Origin of the sequence: Margalitia sp. FSL K6-0131, from assembly GCF_038008735.1 — a bacterium.
GTDB classification, from domain to species: Bacteria; Bacillota; Bacilli; order Bacillales; family Bacillaceae_C; genus Margalitia; species Margalitia shackletonii.
Genome location: NZ_JBBOZS010000001.1, coordinates 4060059 through 4078922 on the forward strand (window position 1 = coordinate 4060059; position 18864 = coordinate 4078922).

At 36.4% G+C, this 18864-nt stretch carries 15 protein-coding genes and 1 tRNA gene; 1 reads left to right on the forward strand and 15 read right to left on the reverse strand.

Translation table 11 applies throughout. The features are described from left to right. Nucleotides 1-522: 522 nt before the first annotated feature. The 10 genes from NSQ59_RS19930 to NSQ59_RS19975 all read right to left on the reverse strand — a co-directional run bounded on the left by NSQ59_RS19930 (nt 523) and on the right by NSQ59_RS19975 (nt 12250). Nucleotides 523-2013 carry an amino acid permease gene (locus NSQ59_RS19930; protein ID WP_340832473.1) on the reverse strand — a complete coding sequence of 497 codons (1491 nt, stop codon included), beginning with the start codon at nt 2011-2013 and terminating at the stop codon, nt 523-525. A 408-nt stretch (nt 2014-2421) separates the two neighbouring features. Continuing rightward, entirely contained in the window at nt 2422-2709 is a 288-nt protein-coding gene (locus NSQ59_RS19935) for a hypothetical protein (RefSeq protein ID WP_055741010.1), read from the reverse strand. A gap of 946 nt (nt 2710-3655) precedes the next feature. After that, nucleotides 3656-4822: a sporulation protein YhbH gene (gene yhbH / locus NSQ59_RS19940; protein WP_055741011.1), complete on the reverse strand. Its 1167-nt coding sequence runs from the start codon at nt 4820-4822 to the stop codon at nt 3656-3658. Between the two features lie 296 nt (nt 4823-5118). Continuing rightward, nucleotides 5119-7014, reverse strand: coding sequence for a PrkA family serine protein kinase (locus tag NSQ59_RS19945; protein ID WP_055741012.1), 1896 nt, complete (start codon nt 7012-7014; stop codon nt 5119-5121). A gap of 375 nt (nt 7015-7389) precedes the next feature. Further along, on the reverse strand, nt 7390-7863 hold the full coding sequence (gene trmL, locus NSQ59_RS19950; protein WP_055741013.1) for a tRNA (uridine(34)/cytosine(34)/5-carboxymethylaminomethyluridine(34)-2'-O)-methyltransferase TrmL: 474 nt from the start codon (nt 7861-7863) through the stop codon (nt 7390-7392). A 263-nt stretch (nt 7864-8126) separates the two neighbouring features. Next, nucleotides 8127-8987: an amidase domain-containing protein gene (locus tag NSQ59_RS19955; protein WP_340832474.1), complete on the reverse strand. Its 861-nt coding sequence runs from the start codon at nt 8985-8987 to the stop codon at nt 8127-8129. Between the two features lie 367 nt (nt 8988-9354). After that, nucleotides 9355-10485, reverse strand: a complete 1131-nt coding sequence (gene queG / locus NSQ59_RS19960; RefSeq protein ID WP_340832475.1) for a tRNA epoxyqueuosine(34) reductase QueG — start codon at nt 10483-10485, stop codon at nt 9355-9357. Nucleotides 10486-10598: 113 nt separating this feature from the next. Then, nucleotides 10599-10672, reverse strand: a tRNA-Gly gene (locus NSQ59_RS19965). A 317-nt stretch (nt 10673-10989) separates the two neighbouring features. Next, nucleotides 10990-11739: a GTP cyclohydrolase II gene (locus NSQ59_RS19970; RefSeq protein WP_055741015.1), complete on the reverse strand. Its 750-nt coding sequence runs from the start codon at nt 11737-11739 to the stop codon at nt 10990-10992. Between the two features lie 190 nt (nt 11740-11929). Continuing rightward, nucleotides 11930-12250 (reverse strand): iron-sulfur cluster biosynthesis family protein, encoded by a 321-nt coding sequence (locus NSQ59_RS19975; RefSeq protein WP_055741016.1) that lies wholly within the window; start codon nt 12248-12250, stop codon nt 11930-11932. Between the two features lie 259 nt (nt 12251-12509). Between NSQ59_RS19975 and NSQ59_RS19980 the strand changes: the two genes are divergently transcribed. Continuing rightward, nucleotides 12510-12836, forward strand: coding sequence for a hypothetical protein (locus NSQ59_RS19980; RefSeq protein WP_055741017.1), 327 nt, complete (start codon nt 12510-12512; stop codon nt 12834-12836). Between the two features lie 36 nt (nt 12837-12872). On the opposite strand, the gene NSQ59_RS19985 is transcribed toward NSQ59_RS19980, so the two are convergent. From NSQ59_RS19985 to NSQ59_RS20005, 5 genes are all read right to left on the reverse strand, one after another. Continuing rightward, the gene (locus NSQ59_RS19985) at nt 12873-13853 is read right to left on the reverse strand and encodes an ABC transporter permease (protein ID WP_055741018.1); all 981 of its coding nucleotides are present in this window, start codon (nt 13851-13853) and stop codon (nt 12873-12875) included. Next, nucleotides 13846-14760: an ABC transporter ATP-binding protein gene (locus tag NSQ59_RS19990; RefSeq protein WP_055741019.1), complete on the reverse strand. Its 915-nt coding sequence runs from the start codon at nt 14758-14760 to the stop codon at nt 13846-13848. The genes NSQ59_RS19985 and NSQ59_RS19990 overlap by 8 nt, the downstream gene beginning before the upstream one ends. Next, nucleotides 14757-15560 (reverse strand): SGNH/GDSL hydrolase family protein, encoded by an 804-nt coding sequence (locus NSQ59_RS19995; protein WP_055741020.1) that lies wholly within the window; start codon nt 15558-15560, stop codon nt 14757-14759. Before NSQ59_RS19995 ends, NSQ59_RS19990 begins: the two co-directional genes overlap by 4 nt. Before the next feature lie 370 nt (nt 15561-15930). Further along, the gene (locus tag NSQ59_RS20000) at nt 15931-17196 is read right to left on the reverse strand and encodes a glycosyl hydrolase family 18 protein (protein WP_340832477.1); all 1266 of its coding nucleotides are present in this window, start codon (nt 17194-17196) and stop codon (nt 15931-15933) included. 302 nt (nt 17197-17498) lie between these two features. Next, complete coding sequence (locus tag NSQ59_RS20005) at nt 17499-18686, reverse strand: sensor domain-containing diguanylate cyclase (RefSeq protein ID WP_055741022.1); 1188 nt, start codon at nt 18684-18686, stop codon at nt 17499-17501. Between the last annotated feature and the right edge of the window lie 178 nt (nt 18687-18864).

An 18864-nucleotide genomic window follows, 5' to 3' on the forward strand; every position in this document is an offset into this window, starting at 1 on the left:
CACTCCGATTCATGAGTATAGGGGAGTATTCTTTTATTAGGTTTCTGGCGAACTTTTGGTAAGATTTCATTACTTATGGTTTAATACTATACCTTATAACAATAGTTATGAGAATAGGTCAAATTTTCCAAAATAATAATAGGAATATGAAATTCACAGGTCCAATTTCTTATTTTTCTCTTCGCATAGTTCGTCCATGGTTGTCATCACAAACGGTTCGCCATTCTTCGGTTTATTTGGATGTTTAATGCCGATTTTATCTGCAATGACAATTGATTTATAAATGCATTAGCAGTTTATCTAATGAATAGAAAAAAGGAAGCTATTCCAGGGGGAATAGCTTCCTTGATTAAAGCTCTTTGTTAATATTGATTGAAGCGTAAGACTCTGTGTTCAAAGATAAACCTAAGCACTGGGCCTCCCGCGGAAAGGTGGTTGCCTGAAGCGGAATTCAACAGATAGTTAATTAAAAAAGTAAATTGTTATTCAACATTATTTACTGATGGTTTTTATATCTTTTCTCTAATCATATTTTTTTTCGTAATCAAAAATAATCTCGCATTCTTCTAAAGGAACGACTTTCGTTTTCTTTATAAATTTAAAGCCAAACCACAGGCAAAGAAATAGAGGTATACCCATATAGGCCGCTATTACACTGCCCCAGTCAATTTTATCAGAAAGAAAAGCTTGGTAGTCTTGAGCTAAAATGACAATTAGTCCAATGATAATGGCAAAAATAGGTCCGAATGGATACCATTTTGCACGGTAAGGAAGCTTGTCCAGTGAATGCCCTTGAGCAAGAAAGGCTTTACGGAATCGATAGTGGCTAATGGAAATACCGAGCCAGAAAATAAAGCCTGTGATTCCGATTGAATTCATTAACCATAAATAAACAATTCCGTCACCGAAGATAGATGATAAAAAGGCAAGCATTCCAACAATGCATGTCAATATGACGGCTGCCACCGGGACTCCCCGTTTATTCAATTTTGCAAAAATACGCGGTGCCTGTCCCTCTTTTGCCATGGAATACAGCATTCTGGTAGAAGCATAAAGACTGGAATTCCCCGCTGATAAAACGGCTGTTAATATGACGGCATTCATTAGAGAGGCTGCAAAAGCAAGGCCAGCTTTTTTGAATACAAGTGTGAACGGACTCACCATAACATCTTCACTTGCTAGGTTAGAGTTCGTATAAGGAATAATGAGACCGATTACAAAAATAGCTAATATATAAAATAGGAGAATTCTCCAGAAAACACTCTTAATCGCTTTTGGTACATTTTTTGCTGGATCTTCACTTTCGCCTGCCGCGACTCCAACAATTTCTGTTCCTTGAAAGGAAAAACCAGCGGCAATAAATACAATAAAAACACCAAGGAATCCGCCTGGGAATGGGGCTTTATCAACGGTAAAATTTTTAAAACCAATCACTTCTCCGCCCATAATCCCAAATATCATCAAAACACCCACAATGATAAAAATGACAACTGCTGAAACTTTAATAAACGAAAACCAATATTCTCCTTCACCATATCCTTTAACAGATAAATAGTTTAATAGAAAGATTAGCAGTAAAAACGATAAACTCCATAATAGAGATGGACTATTTGGAAACCAAAACTTCATAATCATAGTGGATGCCGTTAATTCAGCGGCAATAGTCATAGCCCAGTTAAACCAGTAGGTCCAACCTAAGGCAAATCCAAATGCTGGGTCAATAAATTTTGTTCCATACGTACTGAATGCACCACTTGTCGGCATAAAAGCTGCCATTTCTCCTAAGCTCGTCATGACAAAAAACACCATTGCACCTACTAGAGCATAAGCTAGGAGTGCTCCCCCAGGACCTGCAGTATGTATTGCAGCCCCGCTCCCAAGAAATAAACCGGTGCCAATAGCTCCACCAATTGAGATCATTGTTAAATGGCGGGATTTTAATCCTCGCTTTAATTTGTGCGCTTCTTGTTCTGTTGGCGTAGAATAAGTTACTTTTTCCTTCGGTACAGCCATCCTATCATGTCCTTTCTAAGTTCGTTATGTGGCATTGTAAAGCTATTCTAATAAAAGGTAATAGATGTAAACGCTTTCTAAAATTTGTATTCTAATTTAAGAATTAAATATAAGAAAACATAATTAATCTTACAATAAAGATAACTTTCTAAAAAGTATTTTTTATAATATGGTGAAATTTTATTAGTATTCAAATATAGGAATAATTATATAATATTAGAATTTAAATCTTCAGTGTTGAGGTTAAAGAGGAGGAATACTATTAGTATGGCGCTTATTTAAGAAAAAATAGGCGGAAATAAATTAAGGCAAGCAATAAAAAAACTTCCCTGATCATTTCCTTTTACATAAATGATTGGAGAAGTTTTATTAAAAACCGAGCTACTATTCGCTCGGTTTTCTACTTTTTTAATATTCTCCTTCAAAAGGAGTGATATGAATATTTAGTCTTCTTTCGACTGTACGAAGTCGCTGGTTTACTCTCTGTAAACGTCGTCTAAGCTGGTCAATTTCTCTTTCTTGTTGATCATTTTGCCTTTCAAGCTGATTAACTCTGCGTTGAAGTTGAGTCCATTGCGGCAGCTGAAATAATTGTGATAATTGTTGTTGTCTGTAGAGTTCATTTTCATTTAGCTGCACATATGGATAATAAATAGACGGATATTGAGGTAAATCGTAGTTTCCATAAGCATACATGAAAGACATCTCTCCTCTTGGGTTAATATCTATAAAATATGTACACTTTTATTGTTGTGTAACGGCATATGCCCAAAAACTATAAACCTATATTCTCACCGTTTTAAGTATCATCATTCGGAAAAAAGGAAAGTCATTGTACCCCTGTAAGGACACTTCGGCTTCGTTTTTCCTTCCTCTTGGTCTTTTGAATCCTTATAAAGGACATCTCGCTCCCGCTTTTCCTTCCTCTTGGTCTTTTGAACCTTTATAAAGGACATCTCGCTTCCGTTTTTCCTTCCTCTTGGTCTTTTGAACCCTTATAAAGGACAACTCGACTTCGTTTTTCCCTCCTCTTGGTCTTTTGAACCCTTATAAAGGACATCTCGACTTCGTTTTTCCCTCCTCTTGGTCTTTTGTCCCCCTATAAAGGTAAATCATTCCATTCTGCTCCGACCCAACTATCCTTCCCTTTTTCAATACTTCAACACTCTCTAATTTTTTCGGGATTTCTTGCATTGTCCGTTAAGGCTTGTTGATCTGCAATCATGATAAACCTATTATATTGGTGTTGTAATTCAACCGTGTTTTCTCTTTAATATTTTTATTAGAAAAAATAAATCCCCGCCCTAATTAATAGGACGGAGATCATTTCCGTGTTGCTACCTAAATTGTGTAATAATAAATATATTACACCATTCATTATCAAGTACTGACATACTCTATCTGCTATAAGATGCAGCCCACCACTTAGATAGATTTCACCTTATTCCTTCGAGGTCCATTCAATAAATTTCTTCTTGCTAGGTTCTCAACCACCCTAACTCAAGCTAAATTTAATTACTTCTCCTCATCATAGGACATTGCTATTATTTTATTATTCATATTACATTAACATTTTATTCCAAAATCAAAACGATTTATTTATTCCCTATCATTAATTCACTATTTAATTTAACCCGCCCAACTAACTATATGCTTTTTCCTCTTCCTTCTGAAAAAAGCTTCTCATCGCAAAAAAGACATCGGATTTTTGCTTTAAAATATAATAACGAAATTTTTCATCTTTCACGTTTTTATAGGCTGACATGAGAGTGGAATGCCGGTTGTATTGATTGACCTCACCATATCCAAACATATTTGAAACCTTCATTAATTCTTCCACCAGCTTGACACATCGTGCGTTATCGGAAGTTAGGTTATCACCGTCTGAAAAGTGGAATGGGTAAATATTGAATCTGGCTGGATCATATTTTTCTTCAATTAATCCAAGTGCTTTTCGGTAGGCAGATGAACAAATCGTTCCGCCGCTTTCTCCTTTTGAGAAGAAGTCTTCCTCTGATACAACTTTAGCTTCTGTATGATGGGCAATAAATTCAATGTCAACGGATTGGTATTTTGTTCTTAAGAAACGTGTCATCCAGAAGAAAAAGCTTCTTGCGATATATTTTTCCCAGACTCCCATACTTCCGCTTGTATCCATCATGGCAAGAACCACAGCTTTGGATTCTGGCTTTTCAATTTCATTCCACGTCCGGAACTTTAAGTCCTCCGGAACAATTGGGTGAAAGCTCGGTTTCCCGTTGATGGCGTTCCGTTTAAAAGCGGACATCATTGTTCTTTTCTTGTCAATATTTCCCATCAGACCTGTCTTTCGAATATCATTAAATTCGATATCTTCAACGGTGTTAAAATCTTGTTCTTTTCTTTGCAGATTCGGAAGCTCCAGCTGTTTAAATAAAGCCTCCTCTAATTCCATTAGGGATACTTCTGCCTCATAGTAATCCTCTCCTGGCTGATCCCCGGCACCTTGGCCTTTTCCTGGCCCTTTTTGCGGATTACCATCACGGGCTACTACATCTCCCACTTTGCTGTCGCCGTCCCCCTGGCCGACATGTTTGTTTTTGTCATAGTTATAACGTATTTTATATTCATCTAATGAACGAATTGGAATCTTGACCACATCACGGCCATCTGACATGATGATGCTTTCTTCTGTTATGAGATCAGGCAAATTATTGCGAATTGCTTCCTGGACCTTTTCCTGATGACGTTTTTGATCATCATGCCCTTTTCGATGGAGGGACCAATCTTCACTTGAAATCACAAATTGTTGATGTTCTGATTCAGACATTTGAAATACTCCCCTCCTATAAAATTTTTTCAAAAAAAGTGTCACAAACGAATCGTTTTTGACATACAATATTCTGGTTACCAAAATCACCAAAAAGATAAATATTGATACTCTATCCTATGCAGAAATTTATATTTATTTACAAATAATTGCGAGAAATGTACTCGTGCCTAATGTTGGACAAGCTTATTTTTTAAAGAAAAGATAAAGGTAGGAATAACTCCTACCTTTTTTATGCTGTCTAGCTCCGGCCCCTATCGACTAGTGAATGAACAAGGCGCTTTTCGCTTTTCTAATTATCTATTTAACAAACTTCCCACATAACGAAGCAGATCATTAGCAGAAGTAGAATTATAGCCATGTTCATCAATGAGACGGGCTACTACTTCATTAATTTTCTTCAACTGAGTTTCATCCGGTGTTTTGGTGGATGTAGTAATTTTTACAACGTCTTTTAAGTCAGCAAATAGCTTCTTCTGGATTGCTTCACGAAGACGGTCATGTGAATTATAGTCAAACCGTTTTCCTTTTCTTGCATAGGCAGAAATTCTGATTAATATTTCTTCCCTGAATGCTTTTTTCGCATTTTCGGAGATGCCAATTTGCTCTTCAATGGATCTCATTAATTTTTCATCCGGATTAATTTCTTCTCCTGTTAATGGATCACGAAGTTTTACTTTATTGCAATATGCCTCGACATTGTCTAAATAATTATCCATAAGTGTTTTGGCCGATTCTTCATAAGAGTACACAAAGGCTTTTTGCACTTCCTTCTTCGCTAATTCATCATATTCCTTGCGCGCTAGTGAGATATAGTTTAAATATTTCTCCTTCAATTCAGAGGTAATAGATGGATGCTGATCCAAACCTTCTTTTAAAGAGCGGAGAACATCAAGCGCATTGATGGATTGTATTTCCTTGCGAATAATCGTGGAGGAAATCCTGTTAATGACATAACGCGGATCAATGCCGCTCATTCCTTCTTCCGGATATTCTTTTTTCAGCTCCTCTACATCTGCTGAGTTAAATCCTTCGACATTTTCACCATCATATAATCTCATTTTCTTTAAAAGATCAATGTCGCCGCGCTTTGGCTCTTTTAAACGAGTTAGGATTGTAAACATCGCAGCCACTTTTAACGTATGTGGAGCAATATGAACATCTGCCACATCACTTTCATTAATCATCTTTTCGTAAATTTTTTCTTCTTGGGAAACTTTTAAATTATACGGAACAGGCATAACGATTATCCGAGAATGTAAAGCTTCATTTTTCTTATTGGCGATAAAGGAGCGATATTCCGTTTCATTTGTGTGGGCAACGATTAATTCGTCTGCACTGATTAAAGCAAATCTTCCCGCTTTAAAATTGCCCTCTTGTGTTAAGGATAATAGATGCCATAAAAACTTCTCATCACATTTTAGCATCTCTTGAAATTCCATTAAACCGCGGTTTGCTTTATTTAATTCCCCATCAAAGCGGTAGGCGCGCGGATCAGATTCGGAACCATATTCTGCAATAGTGGAAAAATCTATACTTCCTGTTAAATCCGCAATATCTTGAGATTTAGGATCTGATGGGCTGAATGTTCCAATTCCAACACGGCGATCCTCGGAGAAGAAGATACGTTGAATCATAACATCTTCGATTCGTCCACCATATTCCTGTTCAAGCCTCATCAAATTAAGCGGAGATAGATTTCCTTCTACCCTAATTCCGTATTCTTCATAGAAGTCCTGTCTTAAATGACTTGGAATTAAATGCAGTGGATCCTCATGCATTGGGCAGCCTTTAATGGCATATACTGCCCCTTTATCTGTACGCGAATAGGCTTCAAGACCTCTTTTCAACATCGTTACTAATGTGGATTTACCACCGCTGACCGGCCCCATTAATAGCAAAACCCGCTTTCGCACATCTAAACGTCTTGCTGCGGGATGAAAATATTCTTCAACTAGTTTTTCTAATGCTTCCTCTAAACCGAATAATTGACGGCTGAAAAACTCATATTTTTTCTTTCCATTTACTTCTCCAACCCCAGCATCATTTATCATATTGTAAACACGGGAATGAGCCGACTGAGCAATCCATGGTCTTTCCTTCAACAACTCCAAATAATCAGCAAATGTCCCTTCCCAATATAACTTCTCTTCCTCTTCACGGTAATGTGAAAGTCGTTTTAAAATATCCATATAGACCTCCCCTTGTCACTTGTTAAGAGACGATTTATATACTTTATGCTTTTAGCGAAGTGAACATGAATGAATCAGACAAGAATAATGATATATATATTATGGAAATATAGTGATAACGTTACAGGAAAGATTGTCAAACAATTGTTAGAATTGAAATGAAAGAGCATTCACATTTTATTTAAATTGGGCTATAATAACAGAAAGTACATGTACATGGGGCAAAGGAGGCGTACATATTCATGAAAACACTAATCATTTTGCTTGGCTGCGTTGCATTTCTAGCTGCCATCTTTACTGCAGGATATGAAGATAAGCCAGGTGTGAATAAATAATTTCCCGAATAAAAAAAATCTTCCCGTCGGAAGATTTTTTTTATTTTAAGTTCGGATAGCCTTGTTGTCTTAATGCTTCGTATACTAGAATCGCTGCTGTATTGGAAAGGTTCAGGGAGCGGACATTATCATTCATTGGTATTCTTAAAAAATGATCTTTATTTTTTTCCATTAAATCTTTCGGAAGTCCTGTCGTTTCTTTTCCAAACATAAAGTAATGCTCTTTATCCACATCGCTAAAATCAAAGGATGAATGAGGTTTTTCTCCGTATGTTTCGATATAATAAAATTCACCATTTTGGTTTTTGGAGAAAAATTCATCTAAAGAGTCATAATAAGTTATATTTACCGCATGCCAATAATCTAGCCCTGCTCTTTTTAACATTTTATCATCGGTTGAAAATCCAAGCGGGCGGATTAAATGCAGCTTTGTATCGGTTGCAGCACATGTGCGTGCAATATTGCCGGTGTTTGCTGGAATTTCTGGTTGATATAATACGACATGAATTGCCAAGAATGGTCACCTCTATCTTTATTTAAGGCTCTTTTCTAAAACTTTGTTGCTTTCGTAGAATCCACCCAATTTAAGGTAAAAATGAATATCTTTTAAAGTAAAGATGCCCTGAAACTGGGTCAAACTTAGGATTTTAAATATATACGAAATGCAACAAGTTAAAATCGGCTTTTGGATTTTAACAATCTATACGAAAACAGCTTTATTTCCCTTTCCCATTATAGCATATTTACTTTTGTACTTTTCATGCTCTCTATTCACCATTAGTTATCCACAATCGTAAAAAATTTATATTTAATATTTGGGGTATAAGCGGAAGAATCTTCATATGCCCAATACCGATTACGGCTGTTATACGTGTGGGCGTTAACAAGCGGCATTCCATAAGCATCCTTCCCCGTTACGATGGTATTATGATCAAAACGGCCATCTCCTTGAAAATCAAGGCAAATGACGTCGCCTAAATTTAATTCTTGCGGGGAGCTAACCTGTTTTGCACGTAAACCAGTTTTTGAAGTACTTAAATACTGCATTAAAGAGTGAGCAGTTGCCCAGCTATAACTGTAATTATTATTTTGCATCCACCAGCCCTGCCCCCTATTAGGGTAGCCTCTCATCGGTGCTCCGCCTTCATGCAAGCATTGAGAGATAAAATTAGTGCAATCATCGGTAAATTTTCGATATTTCGGATTGTAGCTATTCCACCATCTTTCCGCATACTGAACTGCTTTTAAACGGTCATAGTTGTAACTTTTTCGATCGTCATTTGCATCATTTATTAAAGATGGCGGTTGGTCATTTGGAACATGAAATTCGGGGACGATTTCTTGATCATTGTATAATTGTTCTTGATAAAAGGTTGCTTTGCGATTTTCGATTTCTTCCTCAATATACATTTTCTCTTTCTGTTTGATTAAATATTTTAAGTGTATCTGGTAATGAAGGAATGTTTGATTATCTTCTTCTATTTTATTCTTAACCTTTGCTCTTGCCTGCACTTTTACAATTTCTGCATTGCGCTTTGCCATCAGGTCTTTTTTTCTATTTATTTTTTCATCGTCGCCAAGTTTATTCACTAATTGCTCTAAACGTGATTCTAATTGTTTTTGAAGCTGAGATTTCATGAAAACTCCCTCCTTCTAGGCCTCTTTTCTTAAACTTGGTTGCCCACCTTAGTTTATGAAAAGAGGCCCCGAAAACCAGTTTACTTAGGATTTATAAAACAAATGACGTAAAGCAACAGGTTAATATCGGCTTTTGGATTTTAACAATCTATTCGAAAACAGCCTCAATACAAACATATGAAAGTATAAGGGAAAACAAAACAAACTTTTATAAGCGACCAACCTTCTAAAGGCTATTTGGGCTCGGATTTTTCCTCGTGTTGGTCTTTGGAACACTTATAAAGGCCATTGGCGCTCGGATTCTTCCTCTTGTTGGTCTTTTGATGCTTTCTAAAGACCATTTGAAATCTAATCATTAAAAAAAGGCCTATCCCAATTTCGATAGGCCTTTCTCTACTTCTTTTAATACCTCTTCATCTGATTCTTTTTCTTTCGCTGTGAGAAGTGCATTCTTCGCCTCTTCTCCGCCGATTTTTCCTAAAGCCCATGCAGCTGTTCCGCGCAATACCGGTCTAGGGTCATTTTTTAATACTGTAATAATTTCTGGTACAGCAGACGTTTCTTTAAAATGAGCAAGTGCTACTAATGCATTTCGCTGAATTGGCTTTTTACCTCTCCAGGATCCGGACATTTTTCCAAAGCTTTCATTGAATTCGCGGTTACTGATAGATAGAAGTGGGGTTAATTCCGGCTTTGCTAGATTCGGATCAGGCTCCATTTCTTCATGGAAATGAAAATCTATCCCCTTGTTTTTCGGGCATACACTTTGACATGTATCACAGCCATATAAACGATTTCCTAGTTTTACGCGAAATTCTTCTGCAAGAAAACCCTTTGTCTGTGTTAAAAAAGCAATACAGCGCTGAGCATTCAATTGTCCGCCTTGTACTAAAGCTCCTGTTGGACATGCATCTAGGCATTTCGTGCAGGTTCCGCACTGATCTTCCATTGGTGCGTCCGGTTCAAAAGGAATATTGGTAATCATTTCACCTAAATATACATAAGATCCAAATTCCGGTGTGATAATGGAACAGTTTTTCCCGCTCCAACCAATACCGGCTCGCTGGGCAACGGCTCGGTCTACTAGTTCCCCAGTATCCACCATGGATTTGCATCTTGCTTCAGGATAATAATCCATGATGAAAGCTTCTAGTTCAGTAAGTTTCCTTCTTAAAATGTGGTGATAGTCTTCTCCCCAGGAAGCTTTTGCAAAAATTCCCCGTCTTTCTCCCGCTTTTCCTTTAGGTGCATCCTTCATTTTTGAAGGGTAAGCGAGCGCAATCGAAATGATGGATTGAGGTTTATCGAAAATCAGGGAAGGATTCGTTCTTTTTTCAATGTCCTTCTCCTCAAATCCTGATTGGTATTGCAGCTCCTGTTGTTTAATCAGCCTGTTTTTCATTTCAGTAAAAGGATCTGCAGTTGTAAAGCCAATTTTGTCGATTCCAATCGATTTACTATATTGAATAAGTTCCTTTTTAAACTTTGTAAAGTCCATTATCATCACCTCGATTCTAGATTTCATTTTCTTACACTTAAGTTTAAAATATAAAAACGCAATATCCCGTTCTTCTGGAAAACGAAATACTGCGTTGGTTCTAATGTTATGTATGGAGCGGGTGATGGGAATCGAACCCACGACAACAGCTTGGAAGGCTGTAGTTTTACCACTAAACTACACCCGCAAAAGGTTTCAATTATTTTTCGACAACCTCTTGTCGACTTTTTTATTATACATGCCTTCTATATGTTTTTCAAGTGTTTTTTTATATTTTTTTCTAAGGGGATATTTTTACGGATAAAGTGATCATTATTTTTGTGCGGACATTTCGTGCACTTATCTATATTCGGGCCGTTCCTATCCAATTTCACGGCATTCTACTATTTTTCAAAGTAATACCCCATACAGACGGAATTACCTGCTCTCAGTTCATTATCCTAATTCCGATAAAATATAAAAAAGTGCTCCAATCCTAAGTATACGGATGGAACACTTTAAACTTTAAATACTTGTGCCGCTTAATTTTTTTGCTGGAATATGTCCTGATTTATTTACCTTCGTTTCAAGATACCGTTTATTAAAATCAGATACATCTCCCCATAGCGGAACGTGATCTTCTGCCGATAATCCATGTTGCTTAAGTGCAGTTAGTTTCTTCGGATTATTGGTTATCAACGTAACAGGCTTCGAGCGTAAATGTTGTAAAACCCTGATAGGATCTTCGTAACTGCGTATATCATCGGCAAATCCCAACGCTTGATTTGCTTCCACTGTATCTAAGCCTTCCTGTTGAAGCAGATAGGCGAACGATTTTGAAAATAAGCCAATCCCTCTTCCTTCATGGTTAGCAAGATAGAAAATTGCTCCGGATTTATTTTCTACAATCATTCTCATCGATTGACGTAATTGATATCCACAATCACAGCGTTTGCTTCCAAAAATATCACCTGTATGGCAAATGCTATGCATTCTAATTAAAGCATGTTCATCATGTTCGAAATCCCCGTATACTAAAACGGAGGATTGCTGTAAGGATGCTAGATTCAAAGATGGCAAAGCATTTAAAATGGCTTCCTTATCAGAGGAAATGCCATCTAATACTAACCAAGTATACCAGTTAAAATGGACAACCTGGTCATCTAGTTGAACAGGCAACTTAATGGGACCAACTAGACAAATATCTGTTTTATCGGCTTGCGAAAGAATCGCCATTTTATCTTTAAGAAGTGCTTTTACTTCTGTCGTAATCATAGTTATCTCCTCTTTTAGCTATACAGGTAAAAAAATAACTGTATTTATTTGACGAGCGAAAGTATTATAGCATATTTTCGGAATAAATATTAATTATTTTGTTTATTCATTTTTATCCATAAAAAAGATTATTAGGAAATGGTACTACTATTGCCCACCCTGTTTTTTTAACTTCCAAAAGTGAAATTCGTTACCTTATTACAAAGTTCATGAACCCATTTAATATTTGCTGCGGGCTTATTAATTGAAAACTATTGACATCTTTAGAAAAGTGAATTTTCATTTTCTCGTCAAAATATACTGTTTTTGCCTTTTCTATATACACGGACCATTCATTGGTTTCAATCGCAATATCACCATCCTCTATTTCCGAAACGAACCATAATTCGATTACACCGTTTACAGCGCATCCGCATCCATCCGTATTATACTTCAATTTTAAATAGCCTTTCTTTCCTTCTGTCTTTTCCTTTATTTTTACTACCGCTTCATCTGTTATGGTAATCTCCATGATTGTAACTCCTATCTTTTGCAATGAATGTTTTCATAACGAAAATGGTATTTTTTCTTCGCTTATTCACCTTTTCAGCTTACTCCTTCACCACTCATAAGTAAATTAAGTAAAACAGCGGTACATAAAATTAAATAATTTTCCCTAAAATGGAAGGAATTATACAAAATTTGTCGAATCATTTATGTACAAAAGGAGGTTGATTATTATGTTTACAAAATTCGATTCTTTCATGGTGAAGACAATTTAAAACGAAAAGGTGGAGAATCACATAATAACATCCATTTATATTAACGTTAAGACGAATGAAGTATTTACGGAAAAAGAACAAAATATGATACATTCCATGCTGCTGCACACATCTGCGTGGTCAGTTAATGGCGGTGTCTTTTTAAATCCCCCTCAAAAAGAGGACGAGGATCCTAGCTGTATTTTTGAATTAGATTTAGTAATGGGAAAAGCAATTTCAATGGAGGAAGGAGAACAAATTGTAAAAGTTCTCCCAATAAAAATAAGATCTGTCTTCAGAAATGCAAAACTTGAGGAACCGATTATAGAAATAAAAGAACATATTGTTTCTGCTTAATAAAGAAAGAGGAAAGAGTACATACTCCTTCCTCTTTTAATATACATCCCTTCGATTAAACACGACGAATGACACAATTAAAGCTGCTACCATCCAGACAAGAAGAACGGTAATGGAAAATCCCATTGTCATTCCCTCAATCGGCGGTTTCGTTCCATTCACGTAATCCGTTAACTGCAAATTTACCATGAATAAATATTTTGCACTTTGCCACGAAGAAACCATGTTGACCAGAATCGCACCGGCAATTAAGGCAGCGAGCATAATGCCCATGACCGCAGCTGTTGAACGAACTAGAACGGACAGCATAAAAGTAAGGGTGCCCACGACCACACAAACAAACCAAACAAGACCGAATTCCATTAATATGTATTCCCATTGTGCTATCAGATGAACATGGGTTGTGACTAAATCTTCTCCCTTTGTTACAAACCCCGTCAGCATCGGCATATTCCACCCTTTATATCCAAACACAATTCCGGAAATGGCATAGGAAAGGATTGCTACACATAAAACAATAAAGGATATAGCAAGCAACAAAGCGAGATATTTGCTTAATAATACTTTCCATCGTTTTACCGGCCGAGTCAGCAATAATTTAATCGTTCCTCCGCTTGCCTCAGAGGAAACAAGGTCCGCAGCCACGACCATGACTAATAAAGGCAGCAGAAGATCAATTGCATTTTCTGCAAAAATTCTCATGAATGTTGGTGCTCCTGGGGAATTCGGATTAATATTATGATTCAGATAATATTGTTCCTGTGTCAGTTTAATTTTTAAATATTGGGCAAAATCCTCCGGGAGTTGGCTCGAACTCAAGCGATTTTGTATATCCACAATTTCTTGTTGGAGCTGAACACGCCAATCCCTCGTTCCCAGTTTCTTTTCTGCTGTTTTGTCCTGTTTATATTGGGCATACGTAATAATTGGAACGAGAATGGCGATGATTAAAATAATGACAAATAAACGTTTTTTGCGAAAAATCTTTAACTGTTCATTATAAACAAGATTAATCATGATGCTTTCCCCCCGTTAATTCGAGGAATAGATCTTCAAGAGCCGGAAGCTTCGCCTGCATCTCTTTCACTTTAATGCCAGCACTCACAAGTTTTTTGTTCCAATCTGCAACTTTCTCCTCTATAAAAGGAGTAATTAAGGTATGATCTTCTCCTTCTTTCACATCTGTTTCCTCTTGTAAAAGCTTTTTAGCTGCTTGGAATGGCTCCACTTTCCATATTACCCGTTCCTGTTCCGCAAGCAACGACTCAACGGTATCGGTACGAATAATTTCACCATCTAACACAATGGCTACTCTGTCACATAGGAGCTGAATTTCACTTAATAAATGGGAAGATACAAGCACACTTAATCCCTCATTTTTGGCAAGAAAGCGAATAAATTCCCTCATTTCCCTAATTCCCGCGGGGTCTAGTCCATTTGTTGGTTCATCTAAAATAAGCAGGTGAGGATTTCCCAATAATGCTTGGGCTATCCCAAGCCTTTGCCTCATCCCTAGCGAATAAGTTCCAACCCGATCATGAATACGATCGGTTAATCCTACCAAATCCGCCACTTCATGAAGCCGATTCGGTGTAATGGAGGGATCCATCCGAGCAAAATATTCAAGATTTTCCCAACCTGATAAATATGGGTAAAGTTCCGGGTTCTCTACAATACACCCGAGGTTTTTCATCGCTTCTTTAAAATCTGTTTGAACATTTTTGCCTGATATTAAAATCGTTCCTGAAGTTGGTTTAATTAATCCGACAAGCATTCGGATTGTTGTTGTTTTCCCGGCTCCATTTGGTCCAAGAAAACCGAAAACTTCTCCACGGTATAAGGTAAACGATAAGCCCTTTATGATTTCCTTTTTTCGAATCGTTTTCCGTAAATCCTTTACTTCGAGTGCCGGAACTTCCTTCATTTTGTTCCCCCCTCGCTAAACTTTATCAGTGAAGCAACACGTTCCCCGATTAATTTATAACCGGCAGCATTCGGATGAAACTTATCACTGAATAAATAATCGTTAACATGTAATTCAAATAGATCAAAGGTTGGAACATAAATAATCTTTTTATAATTTGCAGCAAGACCCGCGGAATCATAATTCCACTTGCGGACAATGGATGATGTAAGCTTAGACTTTTCTAAATCGATAAAAGGATTGTATAAGCCTACATGGAAGACGGTCGCATCCGGATTGATAGAACGAATGGCAGTATATATTTGTTTTAAATTTGCAAGATACGGTTTCTCTTCTTTTTTCATATAAGCGGGGTCAAGATGATTGATTACATTTCCACCTTGAAAGAGATCATTCCCGCCAATGGTTAAAAGAATAATATCAGCCGCCTGCAGCTGACGCTTAATTTCCGGTCCTTTTAGTTGAGTGATTAATTGTGAAGATGTTTGGCCTTTTATCGCACTATTTGTTAGCAGGATCGATTTTTTTGTTTTCTTTTTTAAGCTGTCTGTTAGGTAACCAATATACCCCTTTCCCTCAGGATCCCCCGTTCCTCTTGTTAAAGAATCCCCAAGAGCAGCAATTTGCAGCCTATTTTTTGACTTAGTTGTCATTTCTGATGGGGTCATCTGCCTTTTAACCGTTTGTTTTCCCTGCCCCACTGCTAATTGATCCTTTAGCACCCAGCCAAAGCCGAAAAGAAATAGCAGAGCAGAGAAAATAGAAATGATGGAGATGATTGTAATTGTATATTTTTTCATCCTGCCATTCCTTTCTACATGCTTAGAATGAATCATCCTTATTTATAACCATTAGGCAAAAATTCCAATCTATTTTTGTTAAAAATATTGAAACATTTTTATATTACCGTTTCAAATATAATGCTTTCCTTTTATACACATTATTCAAAAACATATGGCCATTCATATAAAGTCTTATTCTTGGATTGTCTAATAGAGGTGGAGGAGGGAATTTTTTAATCAAACTATAGAGAGATAGAAACATATAAAGATTAAAAAATATTCGCATCATTATTTATAAAATTCTGTGACATATTTATAAGGCATATACAAAAATTAATACCCTTATGCAGTTTATTTTGAATAACTACATAAGGGTATTTAATTACGCTTATCTTTTTATCACTTTTATATTTCGCTTTACAAATTCCCAATTTTGAGGGGCTGGGAGACTAACTTGCCAATAGGTTGTTCCTGCTATTTGGTAAAGATCCATTAATCTATACTTTGCTATATAACTTCTAATATCTTCGAACCATACGATATGTTCCGCTGTATTCCTCCAATATCTATACCATGGAGAGTATGCAGTATTATCAAATTGTATAGTTGTTCCTGTTGTTATTGCTTGATTTTGCGAGGCTTGCACAGATAATGCTCTCGTTTGATTATTTGAAACTGTTTTATCATAACCATATAAAGACATCCCTATTTGTAGTTTTGCTGGATGCATTTGTGATATTGCGTACTTAATAACCTGTTCTACCCACCCTATCGGGGAAATAGGATCAGGGGGACCCCCTGGGTAGCCATAATCAATGGTCATGACAGCCATAAAATCTGCTATTTTTCCTATTTTTGCATAATCATAGGCACCTACTATTCGATTAGTTGGTAAATCAGCTATTTTAGCATGTACATTCACATGCAATAAGAGATTTCCTAGTGCGTTTTTTAAGGATGACAGAAAGGTAATAAAATCATTCCGGCGTGCTGGCGGAATAAACTCAATATCAATACTGACTCCGCTAAAGCCTTTATTTCTAGTAAGATTCACAATACTTGTCACAAGATTTTGTCGATACGTTGGATTTCCTAGCACATCTCCCGCAAGATCCGCACTAAATTGGTCATTTAAAAAATTTCTAATCATTAATAATGGACTTATCTTTAATTGATGACATAGCTCGATAATGGCTGTATCATCCATTTGATTAAAAGCAAGACCTTTTTCAGTAAAGGAATAGGCAACAATCGCTAAATATGTTAACTGTCCGGCAAGGGATTGAAGGATAGGTGTAATAGTTGTTATAGATGAAGGAAAAATAAAACCGAGTGTAGTTATTTCCAATTTATTAGGGGACGGAATATGGATGATTTGTCCGATTGAAAGCTGATTAGGATTAATGTTGGGGTTTAATGAAAGTATGTAGGAAAGCTCTGTATTAAATGTTTTACTTAGAAGTCTTAATTGATCTCCTTTCTTAATACGATAGGTGCGGATTGGCAATAAATTGTCCGGAATATATAGAGCGAGTCCAGGTACTAAAGAAGTTGTTGTTAATCCATTCACATTTATAAGTGTTTGCATAGAAACACCATACAATTCAGCAATGCCCCACAAATTTTCTCCAGCTTTCACTACATGGACCGCCATTTACAATCCCCTCCTTTTTATCATATTATGGGGATTCCTTATTAATATACTTCTATAGATGATTTTCCGATAAAAAATAAAACATAATGTAAAAAGAAATTGATATGATTTTCCCTAATTGACTTTTTTAAACCATTTGTAAAAACATCTCGGACGACCTTCTTCCCGAAGATGTCCTTATGAATATTTCTACCTCTCTATGTCTTTATATCTCTGGTAAAAGAAAATCTTCTTTCACAATTTTAAATAAGTATAAAAAAAGCCCTTCCCTCGTATTCAGAGAAAGGCCGATTACTTACCATTTATTCAGAAAACACAATTTGGTTTCCGCCTTGTTTTTTCGCACTATACAAGGCAGTATCTACCGATTTTTTTAAGGAATCAACAGTTACACCATGTTTGGGATAAACGGATACACCTGTACTTATGGATATGAATATTTGCTCTCCACGAATTGTAATGGGATGGAGTAGATAATATTCCTTTAATTTCTCAAACAACGGCATAATTTCCTGTGATGATTTTACAATTATCATGAATTCATCACCAGCGTAACGGTAACCTTCTATAGTTTTATTACAAATACTTTTAATACCATCTGCTAGTACTTTTAAATATTTGTCGCCTACATCATGTCCAAAATGATCATTCACTTTTTTTAAGGAATCGGAATCAAGCATGATAAGTTGAATAGTGTGATTGCTTTCACTTATTAAAGATAATAAATCTTCGTGGAAAGCACGATAATTTTTTAGACCTGTTAAATCATCGAGCAGCGACATTTTATAAATACGTTCGTATAACCTAACGGAGTCAATCGAACTGAAAACTTGTGTTCCAATGATTTGCAGCAATTCTTCATGCTCTTTACGATAGGCAAATTCAGCATAGCATTGAGCAGATATAACACCTTTTACTTGATTATCAATTAAAACGGGAACAAAGAGGCAGGAGTTAGTCAACCCGGCCTCCTCATCGCCTAAATAAACATCATATTCCTCTTCCATTCTCGATTCTTTATGATGGATGATTTCCCTTGTCATTATTGCCTGAGAAGTATGATTTTCTCCAAGTTCAATCGTAACAGGAGAGTACTCCTTTCCCTTGTCTATCATAAATGGAACTTGAATATGGGAATCACCTTCATTATAAGTAGCTATATAAAATGAATCAGTCGGCATTACCTGTGACACCATTTGATATGCTTCCTTAAAAAGAATTTCTTCACTTAAGGTTTTACTGCATATCTGTGCAAAGTTATGCAGGATTCGATAGTGACTATTTAACCAGTTTAGACGCTCCATTTGATTCTGAATTTCTTCCAATTGAAAGAAAATGCGATCCATAAGCTGGTCTTGACTGCTAACATTGCATTTACTTTTTATTACCGAATAATCTTCTTTCGAAATATATTTATGTTCAGTACCAATTTTTTTTAACAAATCATAAATCATTTCCAACGTAGCATTATTACCGTCATAATCTACCATGCCAACACTTCCACAACGTATTTTAATCTACTAATTCTAAAGTCCCTCTTCCTTTCATTATATGTTTTTCGAAATATTCTTTCAAGTAGTGGTGTCAGGCACCACCAATGGACATTTCATAAATTTGTATTTCTAGGATGGACAGTTATACTCTTTTAAAAGTATAAAGCTTGTCAAC

Excerpts from the sequence above, each read along its gene's own strand:
- NSQ59_RS19930 (WP_340832473.1), bottom strand. The coding sequence starts at position 2,013 with ATGGCTGTACCGAAGGAAAAAGTAACTTATTCTACGCCAACAGAACAA.
- NSQ59_RS19935 (WP_055741010.1), bottom strand. The coding sequence starts at position 2,709 with ATGTATGCTTATGGAAACTACGATTTACCTCAATATCCGTCTATTTAT.
- yhbH (WP_055741011.1), bottom strand. The coding sequence starts at position 4,822 with ATGTCTGAATCAGAACATCAACAATTTGTGATTTCAAGTGAAGATTGG.
- NSQ59_RS19945 (WP_055741012.1), bottom strand. The coding sequence starts at position 7,014 with ATGGATATTTTAAAACGACTTTCACATTACCGTGAAGAGGAAGAGAAG.
- NSQ59_RS19955 (WP_340832474.1), bottom strand. The coding sequence starts at position 8,987 with ATGAAATCTCAGCTTCAAAAACAATTAGAATCACGTTTAGAGCAATTA.
- queG (WP_340832475.1), bottom strand. The coding sequence starts at position 10,485 with ATGGACTTTACAAAGTTTAAAAAGGAACTTATTCAATATAGTAAATCG.
- NSQ59_RS19970 (WP_055741015.1), bottom strand. The coding sequence starts at position 11,739 with ATGATTACGACAGAAGTAAAAGCACTTCTTAAAGATAAAATGGCGATT.
- NSQ59_RS19975 (WP_055741016.1), bottom strand. The coding sequence starts at position 12,250 with ATGGAGATTACCATAACAGATGAAGCGGTAGTAAAAATAAAGGAAAAG.
- NSQ59_RS19985 (WP_055741018.1), bottom strand. The coding sequence starts at position 13,853 with ATGATTAATCTTGTTTATAATGAACAGTTAAAGATTTTTCGCAAAAAA.
- NSQ59_RS19990 (WP_055741019.1), bottom strand. The coding sequence starts at position 14,760 with ATGAAGGAAGTTCCGGCACTCGAAGTAAAGGATTTACGGAAAACGATT.
- NSQ59_RS19995 (WP_055741020.1), bottom strand. The coding sequence starts at position 15,560 with ATGAAAAAATATACAATTACAATCATCTCCATCATTTCTATTTTCTCT.
- NSQ59_RS20000 (WP_340832477.1), bottom strand. The coding sequence starts at position 17,196 with ATGGCGGTCCATGTAGTGAAAGCTGGAGAAAATTTGTGGGGCATTGCT.
- NSQ59_RS20005 (WP_055741022.1), bottom strand. The coding sequence starts at position 18,686 with ATGGTAGATTATGACGGTAATAATGCTACGTTGGAAATGATTTATGAT.